General features: G+C 46.4%; 23 protein-coding genes and 1 riboswitch. Of the genes, 4 read left to right on the top strand and 19 right to left on the bottom strand.

The features are described 5' to 3' along the window. Positions 1–3: 3 nt before the first annotated feature. From V5298_RS01735 to thiC, 14 genes are all read right to left on the bottom strand, one after another. Positions 4–1,203, bottom strand: a complete 1,200-nt coding sequence (locus V5298_RS01735; RefSeq protein WP_332929740.1) for a hypothetical protein — start codon at positions 1,201–1,203, stop codon at positions 4–6. A gap of 1 nt (position 1,204) precedes the next feature. Then, a complete protein-coding gene (locus V5298_RS01730; protein WP_332929739.1) occupies positions 1,205–2,014 on the bottom strand; it encodes a hypothetical protein in 810 nt (269 codons plus the stop codon). Next, positions 2,011–3,270, bottom strand: coding sequence for a hypothetical protein (locus V5298_RS01725; RefSeq protein WP_332929738.1), 1,260 nt, complete (start codon positions 3,268–3,270; stop codon positions 2,011–2,013). The genes V5298_RS01730 and V5298_RS01725 overlap by 4 nt, the downstream gene beginning before the upstream one ends. Positions 3,271–3,290: 20 nt before the next feature. Then, complete coding sequence (locus V5298_RS01720) at positions 3,291–4,169, bottom strand: sulfotransferase domain-containing protein (RefSeq protein WP_332929737.1); 879 nt, start codon at positions 4,167–4,169, stop codon at positions 3,291–3,293. 13 nt (positions 4,170–4,182) lie between these two features. Further along, complete coding sequence (locus V5298_RS01715) at positions 4,183–5,253, bottom strand: glycosyltransferase family 4 protein (RefSeq protein ID WP_332929736.1); 1,071 nt, start codon at positions 5,251–5,253, stop codon at positions 4,183–4,185. A 15-nt stretch (positions 5,254–5,268) separates the two neighbouring features. Then, positions 5,269–5,745, bottom strand: coding sequence for a glycosyltransferase (locus V5298_RS01710; protein ID WP_332929735.1), 477 nt, complete (start codon positions 5,743–5,745; stop codon positions 5,269–5,271). After that, a complete protein-coding gene (locus V5298_RS01705) occupies positions 5,742–6,188 on the bottom strand; it encodes a hypothetical protein (protein ID WP_332929734.1) in 447 nt (148 codons plus the stop codon). Before V5298_RS01705 ends, V5298_RS01710 begins: the two co-directional genes overlap by 4 nt. 445 nt (positions 6,189–6,633) lie before the next feature. After that, on the bottom strand, positions 6,634–7,659 hold the full coding sequence (locus tag V5298_RS01700) for a LacI family DNA-binding transcriptional regulator (RefSeq protein WP_332929733.1): 1,026 nt from the start codon (positions 7,657–7,659) through the stop codon (positions 6,634–6,636). A 151-nt stretch (positions 7,660–7,810) separates the two neighbouring features. Then, the gene (thiH, locus tag V5298_RS01695; protein ID WP_332929732.1) at positions 7,811–8,932 is read right to left on the bottom strand and encodes a 2-iminoacetate synthase ThiH; all 1,122 of its coding nucleotides are present in this window, start codon (positions 8,930–8,932) and stop codon (positions 7,811–7,813) included. Beyond that, positions 8,929–9,702 carry a thiazole synthase gene (locus V5298_RS01690; RefSeq protein WP_332929731.1) on the bottom strand — a complete coding sequence of 258 codons (774 nt, stop codon included), beginning with the start codon at positions 9,700–9,702 and terminating at the stop codon, positions 8,929–8,931. The genes thiH and V5298_RS01690 overlap by 4 nt, the downstream gene beginning before the upstream one ends. A gap of 4 nt (positions 9,703–9,706) precedes the next feature. Further along, entirely contained in the window at positions 9,707–9,907 is a 201-nt protein-coding gene (gene thiS / locus V5298_RS01685) for a sulfur carrier protein ThiS (protein ID WP_332929730.1), read from the bottom strand. Next, positions 9,897–10,649: a HesA/MoeB/ThiF family protein gene (locus tag V5298_RS01680; protein ID WP_332929729.1), complete on the bottom strand. Its 753-nt coding sequence runs from the start codon at positions 10,647–10,649 to the stop codon at positions 9,897–9,899. Before V5298_RS01680 ends, thiS begins: the two co-directional genes overlap by 11 nt. Continuing rightward, the gene (gene thiE, locus V5298_RS01675; RefSeq protein ID WP_332929728.1) at positions 10,636–12,108 is read right to left on the bottom strand and encodes a thiamine phosphate synthase; all 1,473 of its coding nucleotides are present in this window, start codon (positions 12,106–12,108) and stop codon (positions 10,636–10,638) included. Before thiE ends, V5298_RS01680 begins: the two co-directional genes overlap by 14 nt. A 3-nt stretch (positions 12,109–12,111) precedes the next feature. Next, positions 12,112–13,989, bottom strand: a complete 1,878-nt coding sequence (gene thiC, locus V5298_RS01670) for a phosphomethylpyrimidine synthase ThiC (protein ID WP_332929727.1) — start codon at positions 13,987–13,989, stop codon at positions 12,112–12,114. A gap of 111 nt (positions 13,990–14,100) precedes the next feature. Further along, positions 14,101–14,215: riboswitch (TPP riboswitch) on the bottom strand. Positions 14,216–14,424: 209 nt separating this feature from the next. On the opposite strand from thiC, the gene V5298_RS01665 reads away from it, so the two are divergent. Together V5298_RS01665 and feoB are read left to right on the top strand one after the other, a co-directional pair. After that, positions 14,425–14,658 (top strand): FeoA family protein, encoded by a 234-nt coding sequence (locus V5298_RS01665; protein ID WP_332929726.1) that lies wholly within the window; start codon positions 14,425–14,427, stop codon positions 14,656–14,658. Positions 14,659–14,697: 39 nt separating this feature from the next. Then, a complete protein-coding gene (feoB, locus tag V5298_RS01660; protein ID WP_332929725.1) occupies positions 14,698–16,512 on the top strand; it encodes a ferrous iron transporter B in 1,815 nt (604 codons plus the stop codon). A 60-nt stretch (positions 16,513–16,572) separates the two neighbouring features. Here feoB and V5298_RS01655 read toward each other — a convergent pair whose 3' ends face one another. From V5298_RS01655 to V5298_RS01635, 5 genes are read right to left on the bottom strand one after another with little or no spacing between them, the layout of a single operon-like run. Further along, positions 16,573–17,745, bottom strand: coding sequence for a heme biosynthesis HemY N-terminal domain-containing protein (locus tag V5298_RS01655; RefSeq protein WP_332929724.1), 1,173 nt, complete (start codon positions 17,743–17,745; stop codon positions 16,573–16,575). Beyond that, a complete protein-coding gene (locus tag V5298_RS01650; RefSeq protein WP_332929723.1) occupies positions 17,742–18,923 on the bottom strand; it encodes a uroporphyrinogen-III C-methyltransferase in 1,182 nt (393 codons plus the stop codon). The genes V5298_RS01655 and V5298_RS01650 overlap by 4 nt, the downstream gene beginning before the upstream one ends. A gap of 3 nt (positions 18,924–18,926) precedes the next feature. Continuing rightward, the gene (locus tag V5298_RS01645; RefSeq protein WP_332929722.1) at positions 18,927–19,637 is read right to left on the bottom strand and encodes a uroporphyrinogen-III synthase; all 711 of its coding nucleotides are present in this window, start codon (positions 19,635–19,637) and stop codon (positions 18,927–18,929) included. Position 19,638: 1 nt separating this feature from the next. Further along, positions 19,639–20,574 carry a hydroxymethylbilane synthase gene (hemC, locus tag V5298_RS01640; RefSeq protein WP_332929721.1) on the bottom strand — a complete coding sequence of 312 codons (936 nt, stop codon included), beginning with the start codon at positions 20,572–20,574 and terminating at the stop codon, positions 19,639–19,641. Further along, entirely contained in the window at positions 20,571–21,239 is a 669-nt protein-coding gene (locus V5298_RS01635; RefSeq protein WP_332929720.1) for an alpha/beta hydrolase, read from the bottom strand. Before V5298_RS01635 ends, hemC begins: the two co-directional genes overlap by 4 nt. Before the next feature lie 118 nt (positions 21,240–21,357). On the opposite strand from V5298_RS01635, the gene gmk reads away from it, so the two are divergent. Then, positions 21,358–21,996: a guanylate kinase gene (gmk, locus tag V5298_RS01630; protein WP_332929719.1), complete on the top strand. Its 639-nt coding sequence runs from the start codon at positions 21,358–21,360 to the stop codon at positions 21,994–21,996. A gap of 124 nt (positions 21,997–22,120) precedes the next feature. Beyond that, positions 22,121–22,393 (top strand): DNA-directed RNA polymerase subunit omega, encoded by a 273-nt coding sequence (gene rpoZ / locus V5298_RS01625; protein WP_332929718.1) that lies wholly within the window; start codon positions 22,121–22,123, stop codon positions 22,391–22,393. Positions 22,394–22,426 lie beyond the last annotated feature (33 nt).

The following is a 22,426-nucleotide window of genomic DNA, read 5'->3' as shown; positions in this document are numbered from 1 at the left end:
TCCTTAAAAAATAGTTTGTTCTTTGCTTTCAGACTTCTTTCTGATAACAGTATATATGAGCTTGGCCACTACAGAGATGAATACTGTAAGTAAGAAAAACTGTACGTCCTTCCCTATTACTTGGATAAGTAGTAATCCAATAGCGATAACTGCGAGGCCGAGTGTCTGACGTAAATATATTTTCCTATAGGATTTTTGTAACAGCCAATCTTGGCTAATTAACCATGTAATCCCATTTGCGACAGAGGTAGCTATTATGATCCATAAGAACTGAGCAGCATCTACGAACTCATTTCCAAACATCAATTCGATAATGAGTGCGCCAAAAAGATAGGCGATACCTACACCTCCAAGGCCTATTACTGCCCCGGCTAAGTAGAGAATCTTTGTATCTCGTCTTTTTGCTCGTTTGTTTGAGACGTTATTAAGTTGATAGTTTGCCATCATGTTGTATAACTTCGAAGAGACTGACTCTAACGTCATGCACGTCGCGATTAACCCAACCGTTGTGCTTGAGAAAAAGCTAACAATGATGAGCTTATCGATATAGTTAGATACAACATTGAGCGATTTGTGTATAAAAATCGACATTAAGCGAGAGGTAAACTGCTTGATACTAAACTGTTTTTTTTGAAATGATATTTCAACTTGGTTGGAGATAGTTAGTAGTATCGCTGCCGTCGATAGGGAATAGGAAACAGCAATAAGCGCCAAGGTCAGATCCTCATTCAGATACCCAAAATACAAAAAGGCGGAAAACGTTACCAAAAATAGGCATGCTGGTGTGGTTATTGAACTGAAGATATAGCGCTTTTTAGAACTGTTGAACCTAGCTAAGCCGATAAAAAACAGGTTTATGCCTTGGGTAATAATCAGTAAGTTGAAATACAACAGGTCGAGACTCGACTGACTAAAAAAATCGTATAAATAGGAAACAATAAAGGCAATGACCGTTGCGGTGACCAAAGAATATACGATGGGGTGTAAAGTTGTCTTACCCGCGGAAATTTTGCCTGTGTATTCAAAAATTGGCTGAGAAAAAATAGAGTAAACAATAGTTGCGATAAACAAAGAAGGTAGCTGATAAGCGTAAACAACCCCTCTAGATTCGACGCCTAGTAGTCGAGAGATTATCACCGCATAGCCAAAGCCAAACAGTATATTGAGCAAAAAGGAAAAGGATAGAAGACGAAATTTCTTCATCTTATTTTTGTTCCGCCACAGTATTGTATTTTTCTAGCTCTTCCGCGCTACCATGTTGAAAGTAAAAGTAGTCATCATCAAAGTCTATAGGACGAGAACGACCATACCCAACAGGTAAATAAGAATATTTGCCGAATAGTTTGAGAAGCTTTGTCACTATTCGTCTTTTTACTTTTCCCATTAAAGAACTCTTTTGTACGTACAATATATGAGGTAGGGAAAATAATAATGGCGAAGTAGCGACTGCGAATTTTACTTCAGGGCTTATATCTTTATCCGAATACTTAATGCTTCTTAGCCGACAAATAAACTTATTTAGTGCGTCTTTACGAATGATGAAAAATGATTGTTGTAAAGGTTGAACGTTGTTATCAGACCTTCCAAATAGATAAGCGGCATCCCCCATTGTAGAGATGCAATGTTCTATTATCCCTTCGCCGTGAAGCAACGCATCTTGTTCTACATAGACATAGTAATCGCAGTCGCATAGTGATGCGTATTCTGCGCTAAGGAGGACGGAACTTGTCCAGCCACAAAAGAGGTCGTTTTTAAGGTTAGTAGCATGGCCTGCATTTTTGTTCAGAGAGATTATTTGATAGGGTAAAAGCGTACAATCCCATTTGGCTTTTATGGGGCTTGCACTGTCAATAACCACAACACTGGTAGGAGAGGTGTTCTTTACGATTGACTCGGCCCAAAGGGAATGAAACTCAGCGCTACGAATAAAATCTTCACCATTAAGAAATTTATCTAACCGTGTATCGTTTTGAGTACACCACCAACCAGTTCCTATAATATATTTATACTTCATTTTAAGCTCCGCTTAGAAATGCTTCTGCTTCTATCGCTCAAGGTAGATAAAAAGCTGCTAGCATAGAAACAGCCAACGAAAGGAGCAATCATACTTGACTGAATTGCATGTCCTGCTAATAACATGATTGCTAGTGCTAGAAAGCTGGTGATTGCATGTGTTTTAAATACAGCTTTATCAAGTTGTGAATCGAAATGAGCCAGAATTAAATGTGATGGTCTTAGCAAAATAAAAGAAAATAGGAGAAATAGTACTATTCCAATCACACCAAATGCTTCTATCAAATCGAATAGGTTGTTTTCAGGATTGCCAGTCCAGCCTACTCCAGATAGCAAAATTATAGGGTTTTCGGCTAAGTTAGATAAATAATCACTTATATATGTAACCCTCTTGTTTCCGCCTAAGATAAATGCTTCGATTCCGTAGCTTCGGATTAAGTACGTCCACCGGTTAATTGCCAACTGGAAATAGACTATCCATGAGGAATAGGTTAGAAGTAGTGACGTGCTAGCTATGGCAATGAAAAGCATAAATAAGCTTTTGTTCAAGAAGAAGAAAAATACAATGGTGACTAGAGAGATACCAAGCAACGTAACCTTACTCAATACTAATAAACTAGCGATGGATGCCACAGCTATAATAAGGGCAAGTTTTAAAGGTGAATGCTTGTAAAAGATTAACATTGCTGAATAGGCAAGAAGTAACGCAATACTGACTTCATTCCCAGCAGCTAAGTACCCTGTACCACCGATTGCAGTGTTATCGGCCGCCTTGTAATTTTCAAAACCGATTCCCGCGCCACCAAGATAGACATTAAACGTTATTACGCAGAAGTTAATTAGGATAATTCTTTTTACATTTTTATACCCGTCATCCCAGTTAGAGAGAACATGTAGGATGTAATAGACGGAAAAAAAGTTAAAAAATATTTTAAGTGCTACGTTTACAGTTCTTAAGTCTTCGTCAAAGGAGAGTAGATGATGAAAGAATATTTGAGTGAAAATAATGGAAATCAGTATCATTGCTCGCGACAGTATTTTTTCTGAATTCAGAGCGATAAAAGTAAAAGACAATATGCTTATAAACAGTTTTCCTGCAACGACTAAGTCATTTATAAAGAAAAGCCCTTTGTACGTGGCAAAACCGTTTATCGTTTCAATAGCCATCAGTAGTATGAAATACGTATACAAAAGCCTATCAATAAGACTTTTGGTATTTAAACTACGACTACTGCTTTTTAGTGCTACGATATCCATTTGATTTCCATGTAATAGAACTAATCACTGATATTTATACGGTATTTTGGAAGTAAGTCTTTGTTGTACATTTCATAATCTTTTTTATAGTATTCTTTTATCTTACTATAAACGGGATCTTCTATGTTTTTTCTAGGAGCTTTTTTCCCATTTAGCATCCTATATAAATTGAGTGCTGATTTTTTTACCTTTGGATTTTTCACCCAAAAATATTCTAGTTTCTTATTTACCTTGAGAGCTATTCTCTGTAGTGTTTTATTCTTAAATCCAATTGTCACATTATTTTTTTCAAAGGAATATTGGTCGAAAAAATCTGACGTTATATTCGCAAGGCGTAATATTGATCCTAGTATGCCCCTAGGATTCTTCGCCAAATCGTTGAATGGTATGATGGTAAATTTAATACCGCTTCTTTCGAAATTAGTTAGGTGCTTGAAGTAGTTCCCTCCGTCTAAGGTTCGTAAACTCCAGTCATCAAGTCTATCGTCTGTTTCTTTCCCTTGCTCGAATAAACAGCACTGCTCAAAGTAGTCGTCTAGGGACATTTCTGTCGGAATGTAGAGTCGACTTTTTCGAAAATTATAGCTCGATATGAACCGGTCTGTTGGATCTCTTAGGCAGAAGAATAGGTGGTGATTTGTTAAGGTGTTTTTAATTTTATCTGCAACAATTTCGCTGTCTGTTAGGTAACCAGGCGACGCCTCTAAAAAAAATTTGTTTAGGTCAGACGCAGAGAATTCCTCAATGTAACTCTCTATTGTCGGCGTTACAGACTTCCTAAAGTAGTCAGTTTCTTTTTGAATAGAAATATTAAATAATTTGCTGTCTGCTAGATATTGAAATAGGGAAGTCGTTCCACATTTTTCACTTCCTGCAATAATAAAAAAATTCGGTTCCATTCTCGACAATTCCCTATAGTTTATTAAATTCGTCAACGAGATGCTCAACGACGATTTCGCGGTTATAGTTTAAGGAACGGTCAATAAACCGGTTTCTCAATTCAGTAATAGTTTCTTTCGAAAATCCGGCAGTAGAGGCAACTAAGCTGGAGAAATTTTGTTGTTCATCGCAGGTTACGATGGGACATTCACCAATTATTTCATCTATGGCTCCTTGCCTGATGGCAAGTGGTATAGCGCCACAAGCCATGGCCTCTATAACAACTAAGCCAAGTGATTCTCCTTCACGGACAGAAGGAAACATGAAAAAGTCGGCTTTTCTAAATTCATCAGCTAACTGGTTTTGGGGTAATGAAGGCTTTATCTCACACCGGCCCTGGGCTACTAAGTTACTCAATAGCTTTTCTATTTCAGGTTTTTCTGGGCCATCACCCACAAACCTAAAGTTCACATTGGGATTTTCCTTCGCTACCTCAACCGCTGTTTGAGCTGCTTGCATACTTCCCTTTCCCGGTACAAACCTGCTAGCGAATAGATAGGTAAGTTCATTCGAACTCATCTTTACATTTCCTTTTGAGGGATAAAATACATCTAAGTCAATGCCGCCTGAGGGTGAAATAATAATCATACTCTTCGGTATTCGATAAGAAGATGATATTTTTCTCCTAAAATAATTGGAAGGTACTACAAATAAAGAGGCTAGTTTGTTTGATTTTTTGCATATAGCTCGCTTTATTCGTCTTCGAAAGGAGCCTTCATAAGATTCTGGAAAAGCATCACTCCCATGATAATGTAAGACAACTTTAAATTTTTTATTCACTATCCGTGCTGCAAGTACACCTAGTATGCTGTGGCTTACATAGTGGACATATACGATACCTTCAAAACTTGTTAGCTTTAGGAAGCAGCTTAAATAGAATTTTAAATAGGCTAAAAAACCTTTGCCAAATTGCGGCAAAACAATTCTGTCAACCTGAATACCCTTGCTTTCAAGATCGATTGAAGTGTTTTTAACAAACGTACCAAAGAAGGGCCTTTCTTCAGTCGGGTACAGGTTTGCTATTACAAGTAGAGGTTTATTCAATTTCAATCTCTAGCGTTATAGGTGTATAAGGTGCTTTATATTTTTGACTAGTCTTTCTCTGTTAGGAAGATCTTTCCTTTTGCACGGAGGGAGGTTGCTCCGTCCTAATATTGCGTATAACTCATCTTTTGTTGTAACGACATATATTCCCTCAAGATCTTTAAATTTTTCGGCTGTGGCTACCTGATGATCGTTACGATGTTCCCCAAGTTCGTATTTCCGTGGCATGATTACAAGTGGTAGATTATATTCATGGGCCGTAATAATTGTGCCGATTCCTGCGTGGCCAATAATGACATCGCTAGACGAAACAAAACTTTTATATTCGTTAGGGGGGAGTAGGCTTTTAGTTGTAAAATTACTGTATTTTACAACGTCGTTGGATTGGGCTACGACCTTTACTTGCGGGTTTTGGCCTGCCCATTCATCAACCATGTCTAGTAATCTATCGAATGGTAATTGAGTACCGGTTGTGACAAATACTTGTTTCAAAATACAGAACCTTCGTGTTTTACGTTTTCGCCATCTGCTAAGTGCTCCCACTGTGTGAAGACGTGATGAGCAATTTTCTTCGAAATTCTTCCGCCTAATGAAAGCTCTTCCCCATTTGCAATACTGTCAATCCATATTGTCTTGGTCATCAGTAGCCTACCAACCATCATGGCTAGAAGACCAGGCGCTGCACCGGTTGTCACTATAACGTTCGGTCTAAACGTTATTACTATTTTGAGTACTTGAAAAAACGTAACAATAAGATTAATTTTTTCGTTGAGGTTAGAATCCCTCACGATATTATATTTTTTTATTCCCTCTTCTTCGGGAAGTCCTTCAATCGTAGTAACGAATCTAGTGTCACATCCTTCAAATGCCTTGCTTATTAATATGAGCTGTTTCCAATGCCCGCCTCCGGATGCTATCGCTAGAACTTTCTTCATAATTTAAAATCTTCCTAACCTTTTACGTGCGCAATCTTCTGCAGACAGAGTTTCACTGGAAATTAATAGACGTAATAATTGGATTTAGACTGGTTGAATTAAAAAGCTTAATATTCGGTATCATCAGTAACCATCCTTTGGTATCTACCAAGTACTATAAAGATAAGGTGAGAAAACTATTGGTATTCTACTTTTACTACGTGACAACTCCGTGAATCACCATAGTAGTGCTGTTGCACCAACGCACAACTATACCGTATTTGCGTTTAATTCACAGCGAAACCATTGTACTTCTTGATTTCTAACGATAAAACACCTAGTGCAAATATTACTTTCACCGCCTTCAGAACTAAAACTAAATAAAGTGTTTAAAACTGCACATCGATAGTGCAAGGCCAGTGCCACTTTTACCAGTTATGTAAAGTGATTTTCAGTTTAGCGTAAACTACCCCAAATCAGGCTTACGGGTCGAGCTACGCACAATCAACGAAGGCTTCACCAAAAACTCTTTGGCATCGTAACCTGGGTTGTTTTCTATCATGCCCAGTAGCTTCTTTGTTGCCAGTTTTGCCATGGCGGTAACGGGGCGTCTTACTGTGGTTAAAGGCGGTATAACTCGTGATGCCCACAGGTCATCGTCAAAGCCAGCTACACATAAGTCTTCTGGTACGCGAATGCCCAGTTCGTAGGCAATTTTTAGTACCCCAGCCGCCATTTCGTCATTATTGGCAAAAATTACCGCAGGCGGTTTATCCTGGCTAAGTAACGCGCGGCCACAGCGCAGCCCACTTTCGTAATAGTTATTGCCGGTTACAACCCGATTATCCGGTAGGGGTATTCCCAAGTGCTTTAAAGTGTCGCGAAATCCCTCCAGTCGTTCCACGGAAGAGTAGTAGTTGTTTGGCCCGCTAATTACCGCGATGTCGGTATGTCCTAGCGACACCAGGTAGCGTGCAAGTTCGCCTACAGCGGCGCGATCATCCGACACAACAATGTGTTCTGGATCATCCAGCTTTACACAGGTCATGCTGACATAATGAATGTTGTTTAGTTTTAACGCGTTGGCTAACGTCTTGCTCTCAGAAACCGGCGGTAACAGTATTAAACCGTCTATGTTCGAGCGTTTTACAAAGTTTAGGCAGTTTTCCACAAACTCTGGCGTATTGTAATTACATGGGTGCACCACCAGCTCGTAGCCTTTGTCTGAAGACACGTTAACTACGCCACGTTGTACCTGGTCGATGTACAGTGAATTAGGATTGTCATACACCAACCCCAGCAAATAGGAACGACTCGCCGCTAGTCCACGCGCCTGTTTGTCAGGGGAAAAGCCTAATTGGTCTATTATTTCCTGAACTTTAGTGAGTGTTTGGGCGCCAACACTGCCTGTACCGTTAATTACCCGTGATACAGTGCGTTTTGACACACCAGAAAGGCGCGCCACATCGTTAATGGTAGGGCGTTTGTCCATAGTTACCACTTTAAATTTATGGGCTGTTCATTAGCGCCATAGGCTAACTTTGCTATTGCTTATTGGTAGTGCAACAGGTGTAGTCTAAGTGTAGCCTCTTCTTTTGTGGCATAACAATGTTAAATGCGCTAAACGGCGTGTTATCAGGGTTTTATACGCAGCCGCCGAAGCCCGGAAGCCAATCGCGCCATACAGGTTCCAAGCCGTTATGGGTGATGGCACGGGTTACTTCATCCACACTGCGGGTGTCTTCTGTTGAAAATTGCGCTAACGCCGCAGAAGGCTCGCTATATCCGCCCGGCTGGGTTTGCGACGCCGCCGACATGGTCGTAATGGCCAAGGGCACCACATTATCGCGAAACCACGGGCTCTCCCGGGTAGATAAACTCAGTTCCGCATCGGGTAAAAACAGACGGTATGCACAAATTAACTGTACCAGTTGTTTGTCGGTAATGGCGCTGGCAGCCGCAATGCCACCACCGCTACACGGGCGAATACGGGGGAACGACACCGACACTCGGCTTTGCCAGTAGGTGTTTTGCACCAACTGACTGTGCAAGGCGGTAAAGGCACTGTCGGTACGCCAGTCTGATAGCCCCAGCAGCGCGCCTAAGCCAATTTTTCTCATGCCGGCTTCGCCCAGCCTGTCTGGGGTGTGCAGCCGATAGGCAAAATCCTGTTTGTTCCCCCGTAAATGATAATGGGCGTAGCGTTGTGGATGATAGGTTTCCTGATACACCAACACGCTGTTAACGCCCAGTTGCTTTAAAGTACGGTAGTCGTGGGTATCAAGGGGCTGAACTTCCATGGCAACAAAACTAAAGTGCGGCGTAATCTCCGGTAAAATGTCACGAAAATAGGCCATGCCTGCTTTGGTTTCATGCTCACCGGTCACCAGCAAAACGGAATCAAAGCCCATGGCTTTAATGGCGGCCACTTCTTTGGCAACGGCTTCTTGGTTGAGTATGGAGCGCTTAATACGGTTGCTCATGGTAAATCCGCAGTAAGTGCATTCGTTGGCGCATAAATTAGATAAATACAAAGGCACAAATAGGGATACTGTATTTCCAAAACGTTGACGGGTGAGGGCGCTGGCTCTTTGAGCCAGGGGTTCAAGTTGCGGCTCGGCCGCTGGCGATATTAGCGCCAAAAAATCTTCCCATGAGGGCTTTACGGCCGACAACGCGTTTTCTACGTCCTGTGGGGTTTTACTGTATAGCTTCAGGCGAATGTCATCCCAGTTTTGCGCTAGCAATTGTTTGGCAACTGTCATGATAAGGCGCCTAAAAATTGGGTGATTGGGCTAGAGGCTTGTGCCGTGGCGCGTTCACTTGGCAACCCCGCTAAAAACGCATGACGACCACACTCTACAGCACGGGCAAAGGCATAGGCCATGTTGGCGGGCTCGCGGGCGGTGGCGATGGCAGTGTTAACCAAAACCGCGTCGGCCCCCAGTTCCATCGCGGCACAAGCATCGCTGGGTTTACCTATTCCGGCATCAATAATTACCGGCACCGTTGCCTGCTCAATAATAATGCGCAGAAAGTCGATGGTGCGCAGGCCCTGATTCGAGCCAATGGGGGCGCCAAGGGGCATTACCGCAGCGCAGCCGGCATCCTGTAAGCGACGACACAAAACCGGGTCAGCACTGCAATAGGGCAACACATGAAACCCATCTTTTACCAGCACTTCTGCGGCTTTGAGGGTTTCGATGGGGTCGGGCAGCAAATAGCGCTGATCAGGATGAATTTCTAACTTTAACCAGGAAGTGCCAAGCAGTTCTCGGGCGAGCCGGGCGGCATAAATGGCTTCGTCGGCGTTGGCCGCGCCGGAGGTATTGGGCAGCAAGGTTACCGCTAATTTGCGCAGCACCGACAATGTGGGGTCGGTATTGTCTTTGGTCATATTGATGCGTTTTAGAGCCAGGGTAACCAACTGGCTTTCGCTTACTTCTATGGCCGTTTGCAAAATATCAGGGCTACTGAATTTACCTGTACCGGTAAGTAACCGTGAACGAAATGAATGATTGGCAATAGACAGCATAAATTTACCCTCCTGCTACTAAAGTGAAAACGTCGACATTATCGTCAGAACGCAATCCATGATTGGCCCAATCGGGTTGGGGGATAATGGTGTGGTTAACGGCCACCGCCAGCGTGTCTGATTGGGGGTTTAACTCAGCGATCAAATCGGCCACGGTGGCCGATTCTGCCAATGTCATACTCTTGCCATTACAGTTAACTTTCATGGGTGTCTCTACAAACGTTACAAGCCGGATCACGGCCAACATTAAAAGTGCGTAAGGTGAGTTTTTCTGCGTCGAAGCGATGTAACTGGCCCCAGTTCACAGGCGCAATACCGGTGAGATAATTTAATGCCAGCATGGCCTGAAACTGCCCGGCCATGGCGACAATAGGGCTGTAAATGCCTTTATCTACGCAATGGGTTTGTGGGCTTACCGAACCACTGATACACGCGTAACAACCATGGGGTTCGCCGGGTTTGATGGGCATAATGGTAGATATCATACCGCTGGCAGCGGCGGTAATTAACGGCACATTGTGTTGATAGCAAAATTGGTTGATGGCTAGCCGACCATCCAGGTTGTCAGTGCAATCAACAATGATGTCTGCCGTAAGCAAGTGCTCACTTAAGTTACTGTCGATAATGTAAGTTTTGAAGGTATCAATGTGGCATTCCCTGCGCAGTGATTGCAGTCGCTGTTTGGCGGCTTCTACCTTGGCAAGGCCAAGACTACCTTCATCGAAAAGCCACTGACGGGGCAGGTTGCTTAGCTCGACAATATCATCATCAATAAGCATCAGTTTGCCAAGGCCGGCACTGATAAGGGTCGCGCCCACCTGATGTCCTAACCCGCCCACACCAAACAGGGCTACCGTTGCCTGTTTTAGCGCCAGTTGGCCTTCTTCGTCCATGTTTTCCAGCAGCAAATGGCGGCTATACCGGGAATATTCATCAGCTCGTAGCATGGTTGATCCTTTTTTGTAGCATCAGCGCAGTGGCTTCGGGGTTAGCACTTTCGGTAATGGCTGTTACCACCGCTACGCTATTAACGTTGCACGCCAGCACTTCATCTAAGTTGTCACTGTTTATGCCGCCTATGGCGACAGTAGGAATATCGCCACACAAGGCCGCATAGGCTTTAAGTCGCGCTGGCCCCTGGGGTGATGACGGCATTTTTTTAGTACGGGTAGGGTAAACGTGACCTAAGGCAATGTATGAGGGTTTCAACGCTATGGCGCGGCATAATTCGGCGTAACCATGGGTCGATACGCCAAGTCGTAACCCCGCTTGGGCAATGTGCTCAGTATTGGCTTTGGATAAATCTTCCTGTCCAAGATGCACGCCATAGGCACCGTGTTCCATAGCCAATTGCCAGTGATCATTAATAAACAATTGGGTGCTGTAGCGGGCGCACAGTGCCACTGCCTGCTTAATGGTTTTGCTTAACTGGGCTGTGTGACTTGCCGCGCTGGCTTTAATCCGTAACTGAATAATGCGAATGCCCAAAGGCAATAAACGAGCTAACCACTCAATGCTGTGTACCACCGGGTATAACCCCGGCGATTTATGATGTAAGGGGGCAAAGGTGACCGCCGGTTTCGTAGCAAAAAAGCCCCGGTAAACGGCGGGAAAGTCATCCAGTGCTGGCGGGCAGGGCACATAGCTTGTCACCGCTTTTTGATCATCTACCTGATGGGCCAAGCGGTATGCTCCGGCGATTTTAGCTTCGGCTATACACACCGCATCTTCCACTGGATAGTTGCGGGCTAATGCATCGGCAATGGCGCTTGCCAGTAAACAGCCCGAGCCCCGTAACGAAAACGGCTGGCGATGTTTATGCTTGTAGTGCCAGCAGGTTTCATGTTGATAGAGGATATCGAACATCTCGTTACTGCCATGACGATGACCGCCTTTCACCAGTACGTGTTGACAGCCAAACCCCATTAAATTATGCGCTGCTTGCCACTGCTGTTTGTCGGTATTTACGGGCAGGCCGGTAAGCCCTTTTAGCTCGTCTAAGTTAGGCGTAAGCAGGGTGATATGTGGCAACAAGGAGCAAATACTGTCGAAGGACAAGGCCCCAAGTACGCCGCCACTGCTGGAGCTTTGGATTGGATCCCACACTACCGGTATAGCGGGGTTGTCCCGTAAGTAACGTGTAACTATTGCCCCTTGTTCATCGTTGGCTAACGCCCCAATTTTTATCGCCTGAGGGCCAGGAGGAGAAAAAGCACAGATCAGTTGTTGCTCAAGCAGGTCACTGGGTACCGCGACCACGCCATTTGTGGTGGTATGAGATTGCGCCGATACCAGGGTACAAACGGTGACTGTGTGTAACTGGCCATCGCAATTGGCCCGAACATCTTGTGCCAGCCCCGCGCCACCGCTACTGTCGATGCCACCAATTAAAAGAACCGTTTTCATTGCTTAGGCTCCGGCTTTGGCGGCATCAACATACAGTTGGTTTCCTTGAGCAGAGAATTTTTCTGCCATTTCCTCCATCCCTTCTGCCTGTGCTTTGGCATTGGCTTGATCCCGCACTTCCTGGGATATCTTCATGGAGCAGAATTTGGGCCCGCACATGGAACAAAAATGGGCCACCTTGTTAGCGGCTTGGGGCAGGGTTTCGTCATGATAGCTGCGGGCGGTGTAGGGATCTAACGCCAGGTTAAACTGATCTTCCCATCTAAATTCAAACCGGGCTTTAGACATGGCGTTATCACGAATTTGTGCGCCCGGGTGTCCTTTGGCTAAATCAGCGGCGTGGGCAGCAATTTTATAGGTAATTAACCCTTGTTTTACGTCTTCTTTGTCGGGCAGGCCAAGGTGCTCTTTGGGGGTTACATAACAGAGCATGGCACAGCCGTACCAGCCAATCATGGCCGCGCCAATACCTGAGGTGAAATGATCATAACCTGGGGCAATATCGGTGGTGAGTGGGCCAAGGGTATAAAAGGGCGCGCCGTGGCAATGGTGAAGCTGCTCTTCCATATTTTCTTTAATCAGGTGCATCGGCACATGGCCCGGGCCTTCAATCATTACCTGTACATCGTATTGCCAGGCAATTTGGGTCAGTTCGCCTAAGGTGCGTAATTCGGCAAACTGAGCCTCGTCATTGGCATCTGCAATGGAGCCCGGGCGCAAGCCGTCGCCCAGCGACAAACTTACATCATAGGCGGCGCAAATTAAGCAAATTTCATGGAAGTGTTCATACAAGAAGCTTTCTTTGTGATGATACAAACACCATTTGGCCATGATTGCGCCGCCACGGGAGACAATGCCCGTTACTCTGTTTGCTGTCATAGGAACAAAGGGCAAGCGTACACCAGCATGAATGGTAAAGTAATCCACCCCTTGTTCGGCTTGTTCTATCAGTGTGTCGCGAAATATGGCCCAGTCGAGATCTTCGGCAACGCCGTTGACTTTTTCTAACGCCTGATAAATGGGCACGGTGCCAATGGGAACCGGGCTATTTCGTAACAGCCACTCACGGGTTTCGTGAATGTTGCGACCGGTGGATAAATCCATCACGGTGTCAGCGCCCCAGCGTGTTGCCCACACCAGCTTTTCCACTTCTTCTTCAATGGACGAGGTCACCGCCGAATTACCAATGTTCGCATTTACCTTTACCAGAAAATTGCGCCCGATGATCATGGGCTCGGCTTCAGGGTGGTTAATATTGGCTGGAATAATGGCACGTCCTGCGGCCACTTCTTCGCGCACAAACTCTGGGGTGATGACTTCAGGAATGCGGGCACCAAAATCTTCACCGGGATGTTGCTGCTGCAAAAGCTCGTCTTGTATGGCTGCTCGGCCCATGTTTTCCCGAATGGCAATAAACTCCATTTCCGGGGTAACAATGCCGTTGCGGGCATAATGCAGTTGGGTAACGTTGTGGCCGACTTTGGCTTTACGGGTAATTGGTTTCGCCTGAAAACGAATGGATTCGGTGGTGATATCGGCATCCCGTACCTGCGTGAAGCTGGATTCGGACTTGGCGATGGAGCGGGTGTCTGCTCTTTCTTCGATCCAGGCATTTCGAATTGCAGGGATCCCTTTTGTCACGTCTACCTGAACATCGGGATCACCAAATACACCGGCAGCATCGTACACGGGAATCGGCGGGTTGGTTTCAAATTGACCGTCGCTTAGTGGGGTGGGCGATTGATCAATGAGGCGCATGGGAACTTGCACCGTTTCATCTGCGTTGGTTTCGTAATGACGGCGGGAGTTAGGGAAAGCCTGGCCTTTTAATGAGGCGATAAATTGTTGCGCTTGTTCGCGCTTTTGACGTCGTGTTGACATAGCATTAATTCCTTTGTGTTCAAAGAGTAAATGCTTGTCAGGAGTGTATACAAGGGACAACACATGAGGCGAAAACCCAAAACAGATGTGGAAGACGATTTGGGTGTAAAGCTGTGTTGCGTTCTTGTTCCCTTCGCAGGTATTAGCCTGATCAGGTTCTACGGATCCCGTTCTAACGGTCTCAGCTTGCTTCCAACTGGAAGACGAAGCACTCCGACAAGTTCTGTGTTTACTATAAGCGTAGTTGACCGGTCATGACAAGCCTTGTTTGTAGACAAAAAATAGGTTGTTAGTCTGAATCTTCGGCAACTTAGTCGGTGAGTGTCTGGTGTAGGTGGTCAGGTTTTGATAACCTGAATGAAAATTATTGCTATTTCATGGCGTATGGCGTAAAACTTCTGCGCCCAACCCTTCGGCGCAGTAAAGAGAAAAATTATGACACTTTGGGAATTGCCAGCTCAGCAACGGGCTACCGTTGCATCCCTGACTCCTGATCTTCACGAAAAAGTTACAGCTAGATTGGCTGAAATGGGGTTAGAAACCGCGCAGGAAGTTTTCTGCTTGCGCAAAGGACCTTGGGGCGGTCCAATTATCATTCAACTCGGCGGCAGCGTATTTGCTGTGGAAAAAGAGTTGGCGCAACACATTCATGTGCATGCTCGTCACTAAGTAAGCCTTGCTTTAGCAGTAACAGGAAAGTCTTCTTATATGCAACGTATTCTAATGGTGGGGAAACCCAACACAGGCAAAACCTTATTATTTAATCAGCTCACAGGGATGCGCCAAAAAGTCGCTAATTACCCCGGTGTGACGGTAGAAGTTAAACACGGTCGCTGCGAGGATTATAACCTTGTGGATTTACCCGGTACCTACACGTTAAATGGGTTAAGCCGAGACGAAGAAATCGCTATAAAGGAAATTACCTCCGCCATTGCCGATGACAACACCGCCTTGGTGGTTTGTTTGTTGGATGCCACGCGTTTAGAACGCAGTTTGGTGCTGGGACTGCAAGTTCAGCAGTTGGCCAAAGAGCACAACAAGGCCATGATCTTTGCTTTAAACTTTATCGATGAATTACGGCGTATCGGTGAGGATATCGACACCGAGGCCTTGTCGAATGCACTGGGTAGCCAGGTTTTGGCATTGTCTGCCCGTTCGCTTGATGGTTTGCATGAGTTTAAACAAGCCATGTTGTCTGTGGCGGCATCGCCCGAATCCAGCGTACCTACGCGTACGTTAAAGCCACACCAAAAAGCCTCGGCGCGCAGTCGTGAATTGGCATCTTCCTATGGCATTCACACCGACATTGTGCTGACCAACCAGAATAAAATGGATCGCTTCATGCTAAACAGTGTGATGGGGTCGATTATCTTTCTTGCCATGATGTTTGTGCTGTTTCAAAGCGTATTTACCTTGGCCACACCCTTAATGGACGGCGTGGAAAATGGTATTGGCGAACTTGCCGTCATGGTCACATCCCTGTTTCCAGACGGGATCCTCTCTGATTTTCTAAACGACGCTATTTTCGGTGGGTTCGGTTCGTTTCTGGTATTTGTGCCGCAAATCATGGTGCTGACTTTTGTTATTGGTTTGCTGGAAGACAGTGGCTATTTGGCGCGGGCGGCGTTGGTGTGCCATAGGCCGTTAAGTTTCTTTGGATTATCTGGCCGTAGCTTTATTCCCTATTTATCGGGGCATGCCTGTGCAATTCCGGCCATTATGGCCGCGCGTACCATTGAGTCTCCGCGCAAACGCTTAATTACCATGATGACCATACCTTTGATGTCATGTTCTGCCCGTTTGCCTGTTTATGCCTTGCTGGTGGCGGTGTTAATTCCCCGGGATGGCACCTTCTTAGGTATTTTCGATTTACAGGGTGCTGCCTTTTTTGGCTTGTTCTTTTTCGGCATTGTGATGGCGCTGGTGGTGAGTCAGTTACTTACCCGCTTTTTGCCACCGGATTTAGAAGAATCAGACATGCCGTTTATTCTGGAGTTACCTAGCTACCGCTTACCCCATTGGAAGCCGTTGTTTAACCGAGTTCTCAACAGTGGTATTCAGTTTATACGTCGCGCTGCACCGGTTATCTTTATGGTGTCTATGGGTATTTGGGTTCTCGGTTATTTCCCGCTAGGCAGTACATTACAAGATAGTTGGTTGGGGCAAATTGGTCACTGGATTGAACCTGTCTTTGCGCCAATGGGGCTAGACTGGCGTTATGGCGTGGCTATTTTAATGTCATTTTTGGCCCGTGAAGTGTTTGTTGGCGCATTGGGCACCTTATTTGGCATGGGGGATGCTGAAGACAACGTGGCTGGGTTGGCCGAACGTATTCAGGCCGACGGTCTAACGGTGGCATCAGGCTTAGGATTAGTCTTGTTTTACGTGGTGGCTTTGCAATGTGTGGCGACAGTCGCCATGCTGAAAGGGGAAACCGGTAGCAAGAAAATCGCCTGGGGCTTGTATGTTGGCTACGGTGTTTTAGCGTATAGCATTGCCGTATTGGTAAACCTCATTGGCTGATCGAGTTTGCATTGTTCTAAAAAAAGCCCGCTATAAAGCGGGCTTTTTTCTGCATTAAGTTTAATGCTCCAGGGCTGCACCCCGTTTATACAGCGACAATGCCTGTGCATCGTTGTGTCTGCGTTCGCTGATTTGAGCAAGGATCATGAGATCTTTAGGATTCTCGTTGAGCTTCACCGATTTAAGCAGGACTTTTTCAGCCAGAATATCGTCACCGGCGTTATAGGCTAATCGCCCTAAAATAGAGTACAGCTGGGCGTTGGTGTCATCATGCTTTATCCATTGCTCTAAGGCCGCAATGGCTTTGTCTGGGTTGGGCATGCTAAGCTCTGCCATCATGGGTAACAGCACAGGGTGAGGCCCTTTTTTCTGCCATTCCGTTAACCGTAGCTCGGCTTCTTTGTGCATGCCTTGTTCTAGCAGTTGTTGCACGTAAGCTGCCCGATACGCATCATCATTGCGTAATTTACGGGGTAAATCCTGCCAATGCTGTTGCAGGGCGTTCGCCCCTTGCTTGCTGGCGATTTCGGCAAACTTGCCTTTGGCCACGGCTTGCGCCCAGGTGATGTAATCGTCTTTTAACGGTTTACGCCACTGGGGCAGACTTTCTTGTAATGCCTGCCATTGACCTAACTCGCCCATGGCTTGGGCTTTTACGCGAATGACCTGAGGATGACGGGAGGCTTTTTCATCAAGTTGGTCAAGGCGTTCTAAGGCAGCTTGTTGCTGGCCTTGCTGAATATCCAGTCGCGCCAGGGTTAAGGTTGCAGCCACCTTGGCGTTGTCAAAATCGGCCGCTTTGTCTAATAGCCAACGTACCCGATCGTGTTCACCTAAGGTTTGGGCTACTTGCGCTGCCGCTAGGAAGTTTACGCCGTCAAAGTCGCCATCGGTGGTGTCTTGGAAGGCTTTTTTCGCACTTTCAAAATCACCTTCAGCCATGGCTTGTAAGCCCCGATAGAATTTACGTTGCCGCTTACGACGGCTACGGCCACCAAACCACGCATGGGAGCCTTTAAACAGCCCGAGGGTGCGGCCAATCAGGCGCCATACAATCCAAAGTACCACTAAGGAAACAAACAAGGTGATGCCTAAACTGACCACCGACATTTCTATGTGCAGCGTGCCCATGGAAATTAAAACATAACCCTTATCGCCGACGACCTGCGGGGCGATGAGCATGGCTGCCAGAATAACCAGAATTAAAATAATGGCATAAATCAGTCGCTTCATAGTGCCTCCGTACCGTTACCGTAAGCACCGTTTATACGTTTTTCCATTAGCCGTTGAAGGGGCGCGGTGGTGGTAAGGGATTCAGGCAGGTTTTCTTCAATGTTGGCGTCTAAAAGCACGGTAAGTGTGGATAACGCTCCTTGCACGCTGGGCGACTGGGTATCGAATTTACTGTTTAACAAGGCTACGGCGTTTTGTACCGATGTGGTATACAGGTCGCTTTGGGCCGCAATAGCTGCCGACTGGGCTTGCATGATTTGCAATTTAAACTGCTCTTTGTACAGCCACTGTTGTTCGGCAGACATCATGGGGGCGACGGGGGTATCGTCCCGACGAACGGAAATGAAATCGTCCACAATGTCGTGCCACACTTTCGCCAGATTCGTTTGCCAATCATCAATAGACTCGGACACTTCTTCGCTATCTGCCGTATCTTTAGGACGGGTAAAAGTGTGTAGCGGCAGCTCGTCTGCTTTTGATAACAAGCTAGATAAAGACAGCGCCAGCTGCGCTCTGTCTACTGTATTGACCTGACGTAACGACTGAATGTCTTCGGCAATGTAGCCACGAATTGGAATCACTGAGGGATCAGAGAGTTCCTGTAAGCGCTCATCGGCATTACGCAGCAGTAAGATGGCGGTGTTAATGTCTTTTTCCAGCCACACTTTGCGCCCAGCCATACGTACCAGATAGTCGGCTTCGGCTAACAGCCAGTCGGACGGACGACGGCCTTCCATATCGCTTAACTGAGAGACCAGTTGCTCGGTTTGCAACTGCATGGATTCTGTTTTATCCGTAAGAGTGCTTACGGCTTGGGCCAGTTCGTTTTTGCTGTCTTCCAAGGCCACCAATTGCTGTTGCAAGGTCATGTTTTCGTTGTTGAGAGATTCCAGCGCGTCCTGCTGTAATGTTTGTTGCTCAAGAAGTACCTGGCTGTTGTTGTCTTTTTTCCACACATACCAGTAAGCGGCTGCGCCTAGAGCCAGTACCAGCAGCAGGGTAATAATCAGCACTACCCACAAAGCGGCGTGTGATTTGGCTTTGGGTGGTTTCTCCGCCTTAGTCTTTTGGGCTTTGGGTTTCACCTCTGCTGACGTTGATGACGACGCCGGCCCGCGCGTGTCCTCTTCCGGCAATACTAACTGATATTCCGGTTTGTTCTTATCTTTGTCAGCCATGTTTTACTCCCAATTGTCCTTTATCCACGCACTGAGTGCGCTATCACTGGCGTCGTTGCAAACAGCTACCCTTTGCACGCCGGATGCCTTTAAATTGTCTGCGATGCGTTCGCTTACCGTTAACCACGGGCGTTGGCATAGACTGTGGCTGTCGTAAAGCCTAAACAGTTGCTCGGCCATTTCGCCGCTGGTGGCTACTATGCCTTTAATTGCAGACCACTGCCAATTATCAGTTTGTATAGGTCGCGTATTTCTTTGTCGGTAGTAGAATAGATATTCCTCTACTTCGAAACCCCGCGCTAGCAGCGTATCTCGTAAAGTGGTTCGACCACCTTGTCCTTTAATAATAACCACTCGGCGAGAATTTGCACTACTCAATTGGGATAGTGCAAGTAACCCTTCCGAGTTTTGCTGTTCGGGTACGGTTACAGTAAACCCGTTTTGCGCCAAGACCGATGCCGTTGACGTGCCTACCGCCAGCCAGAGGGTATCGGACCGAAACTCACCGTCATTATACAACTTAACCGCAGCAAATGTGCTGGTAACAATCGCAATGTGCGGGGCACAGAGTACAAATTGTTCCTTGCATCCATCGATTTGCCCTTGGTCGTAACAAATGGTGACCGGCGCAACACCCGTAACAGCAATACCCGCTGCACGAAAGGCCGCAACACTTTTTGCCAGTTTTTGCTCTGGACGGGTAATCAAATACATTTTACGTGTGTAACGCTTTTAGGATCTCACCTGCGCCTTGGGCCAGGAGTGCATCCGCCACTTCAACACCTAATTCGACGCCTCGAGAGCGATGACCAGTTGCCGAAGCGTACAATAAGGTTTGTCCATCGACGCTACCTACCATGCCGGTTAAGGTTAGTACATCATCGTTTAGTGTAGCAAAACTGCCAATGGGTACCTGACAACCGCCTTCTAAGCGCGCATTCATTGCCCGTTCAGCCGTAACGCGGTCGGCGGTATCGCTATGGTTTAATGCCGTCAATAGGGCAATTAAGGCGCTGTCATCATTACGGCATTCAATGCCTACGGCGCCTTGCCCTACCGCCGGTAACGACACTTCAGGCGGTAATGGCTGGGTAATGCGATCTTCCATTCCCAGGCGTATTAGGCCTGCCGAGGCCAAAATAATGGCATCGTATTCACCCTTGTCCAACTTGGCGAGCCGGGTATTGACGTTACCCCGTAAGTCTTTAATTTGCAGATCAGGACGATATTTGCGTATTTGGCATTGGCGACGGAGGCTAGAGGTGCCTACCACGGCGCCCTGGGGCAAATCGTCGAGTTTGCTAAAGGTGTTTGAAACAAAGGCATCGAAGGGGTTTTCCCGTGGACAGATGGCATGCAGGCCAAAGCCCTCTGGAAAATCCACAGGCACATCTTTCATGCTATGAACGGCAATGTCTGCTCTGTCTTCTAGCATGGCCACTTCCAGCTCTTTAATAAACAGTCCTTTGCCGCCAATTTTAGCCAGTGGAGTATCGAGAATTTTATCGCCCTGGGTACTCATAGGCACCAGTTCAACGGTAAGTTCAGGGTGCGCTTTTTCAAGCTGTGCTTTTACGTATTCCGCTTGCCACAGTGCCAGCGCACTTTTACGGGTAGCAATACGCACAGTGCGAGAGGAGTTAGGGGTCATAAGCACTCCTGTAGCCAGCGACTAATGGCATTTATTTCATCCATGCACACGTTGTGTTGCATGGGATAAGTGGTCCATTGGGCGTTAAAGCCCGCGTCTTTTAGCGCTTCGTAGGCCATGTTACCTAGGGCAACCGGTACCACGTTATCCTGTACGCCGTGAGCCATGAAAATAGGGGTGTTTTTGTTTGTGTCCGTGGCTTGGGCTGGCAATTTCGCCGGCTCGCTCATGTAGGTGGATAACGCCATGATACCGGCCAGTTTATGAGGAAAACGGGTGGCCAGTTGTAGCGCGATGACGCCACCTTGGGAGAAGCCTGCTACCACCATTTTGTCATAGGCAAAACCGTCGTCGTGAAGTTTTGCCATAAGGGCCGTGACTTGTTGGGCGCTTTCAAGCACGCCTTCTGAATCGGCGCGCTGATTAAAGTCTAAGGATTTGATATCGTACCAGGCGCGCATTCGCATGCCATTGTTAATGGTGACAGGCCGTTCGGGTGCGTGGGGAAATATAAAACGCACCGGTAACGAGGCCGGTAATTGTAATTCGGGAACGATGGGGGCAAAACCGTGACCGGAGTCGCCTAAACCATGCATCCAAATAACGCAGGCTTGGGGATTGTCCCCGGTATTTACCTCAACAAACGGTAAGAGAGCTTCTGTCATAATGTCGCTTCTGTGATAAAGAGTGAAAAGGTTACGTATTTCACAATTACGTAAAGATAAGGGCTATGCTACCATTGCCGTTTAAAATCACCACATCATGATGATAAAAAGCAAGACTATGGCTTCACTACTTGGCAATCTTTTCATTCTATCGGCTCCCTCCGGCGCAGGAAAATCCAGTTTAATAAAAGCATTACTGGAAAAGCATGATGACAGTTCGACTTACCCTATGCAGGTTTCTGTGTCCCATACAACCCGCGCTCCCCGCCCTGGCGAGGTAGATGGCGTGCACTATCATTTTGTTTCCCGCGAACAATTTGAAGCGCTGATAGAGCAGGGCGTATTTTTTGAATATGCCGAAGTTTTCGGTAATTATTATGGCACCTCTCGGGTCACCATAGAGCAAACATTGCACCGAGGTATTGATGTTTTCCTTGATATCGACTGGCAAGGTGCGCGACAGGTAAAGGCCGCGCTGCCTGATGCTTGCGGTATCTTTATTTTGCCGCCATCGGCATCGGTGTTGCGGGAACGTTTAACCCGTCGTGGGCAAGATGCTGGCGAGGTCATCGACAGCCGTATGCGCGAAGCCGTTTCTGAAATGTCGCATTTTGATGAATTTGATTATGTGCTGATCAACGATAACTTTGCCACCGCGCTCAATGAGTTGGAAGCTATTGTGGTCGCCCAGCGTCAGCGCACGATGAAGCAGCAAATGCGCCATCAAAACCTGATAAAGGATTTGCTTGAGCAGTAATCGTTAACCCGTATAGGGTATTGCTGCTGTAAAAGCGAACAAAACACTATGACTATAACGGCTTGTGTTATATAATACGCGGCCATTTAAAATATTCGTTTTAGTTCATTTTCGGAGTAAACACATGGCTCGCGTAACAGTAGAAGACGCCGTAGATAAAGTTGGTAATCGCTTTGACCTGGTTTTGGTTGCAGCACGTCGTGCCCGCCAACTGGCAACCGGAGGCAAGGAGTCTCTGGTTGATGCACAAAATGACAAGCCTACCGTTACTGCTTTGCGTGAAATTGAGCAAGGTCTGGTTAATGCAGATACCCTTGAACAAGACGACATGCGTGATCAGGAAAGACAGGACAGCGCTGATTTTTCCTCAGTAGCGAATATCTTGTCTGACCAATAATTACCCAAATAGCGGTATTTAGCAGTAGTTAAC

Source organism: Alteromonas sp. 14N.309.X.WAT.G.H12, assembly GCF_036697315.1.
Classification (GTDB): domain Bacteria; phylum Pseudomonadota; class Gammaproteobacteria; order Enterobacterales; family Alteromonadaceae; genus Alteromonas.
The sequence above is the reverse complement of the archived record's forward strand: the minus strand, read 5'-3'. Positions and strand labels throughout refer to the sequence as shown.

Coding starts and splice junctions, on each gene's coding strand:
- V5298_RS01735 (WP_332929740.1), bottom strand. CDS start 1,203: ATGAAGAAATTTCGTCTTCTATCCTTTTCCTTTTTGCTCAATATACTG.
- V5298_RS01730 (WP_332929739.1), bottom strand. CDS start 2,014: ATGAAGTATAAATATATTATAGGAACTGGTTGGTGGTGTACTCAAAAC.
- V5298_RS01725 (WP_332929738.1), bottom strand. CDS start 3,270: ATGGATATCGTAGCACTAAAAAGCAGTAGTCGTAGTTTAAATACCAAA.
- V5298_RS01720 (WP_332929737.1), bottom strand. CDS start 4,169: ATGGAACCGAATTTTTTTATTATTGCAGGAAGTGAAAAATGTGGAACG.
- V5298_RS01705 (WP_332929734.1), bottom strand. CDS start 6,188: ATGAAGAAAGTTCTAGCGATAGCATCCGGAGGCGGGCATTGGAAACAG.
- V5298_RS01700 (WP_332929733.1), bottom strand. CDS start 7,659: ATGGACAAACGCCCTACCATTAACGATGTGGCGCGCCTTTCTGGTGTG.
- thiH (WP_332929732.1), bottom strand. CDS start 8,932: ATGACAGTTGCCAAACAATTGCTAGCGCAAAACTGGGATGACATTCGC.
- V5298_RS01690 (WP_332929731.1), bottom strand. CDS start 9,702: ATGCTGTCTATTGCCAATCATTCATTTCGTTCACGGTTACTTACCGGT.
- thiS (WP_332929730.1), bottom strand. CDS start 9,907: ATGAAAGTTAACTGTAATGGCAAGAGTATGACATTGGCAGAATCGGCC.
- V5298_RS01680 (WP_332929729.1), bottom strand. CDS start 10,649: ATGCTACGAGCTGATGAATATTCCCGGTATAGCCGCCATTTGCTGCTG.
- thiE (WP_332929728.1), bottom strand. CDS start 12,108: ATGAAAACGGTTCTTTTAATTGGTGGCATCGACAGTAGCGGTGGCGCG.
- thiC (WP_332929727.1), bottom strand. CDS start 13,989: ATGTCAACACGACGTCAAAAGCGCGAACAAGCGCAACAATTTATCGCC.
- V5298_RS01665 (WP_332929726.1), top strand. CDS start 14,425: ATGACACTTTGGGAATTGCCAGCTCAGCAACGGGCTACCGTTGCATCC.
- feoB (WP_332929725.1), top strand. CDS start 14,698: ATGCAACGTATTCTAATGGTGGGGAAACCCAACACAGGCAAAACCTTA.
- V5298_RS01655 (WP_332929724.1), bottom strand. CDS start 17,745: ATGAAGCGACTGATTTATGCCATTATTTTAATTCTGGTTATTCTGGCA.
- V5298_RS01650 (WP_332929723.1), bottom strand. CDS start 18,923: ATGGCTGACAAAGATAAGAACAAACCGGAATATCAGTTAGTATTGCCG.
- V5298_RS01645 (WP_332929722.1), bottom strand. CDS start 19,637: ATGTATTTGATTACCCGTCCAGAGCAAAAACTGGCAAAAAGTGTTGCG.
- hemC (WP_332929721.1), bottom strand. CDS start 20,574: ATGACCCCTAACTCCTCTCGCACTGTGCGTATTGCTACCCGTAAAAGT.
- V5298_RS01635 (WP_332929720.1), bottom strand. CDS start 21,239: ATGACAGAAGCTCTCTTACCGTTTGTTGAGGTAAATACCGGGGACAAT.
- gmk (WP_332929719.1), top strand. CDS start 21,358: ATGGCTTCACTACTTGGCAATCTTTTCATTCTATCGGCTCCCTCCGGC.
- rpoZ (WP_332929718.1), top strand. CDS start 22,121: ATGGCTCGCGTAACAGTAGAAGACGCCGTAGATAAAGTTGGTAATCGC.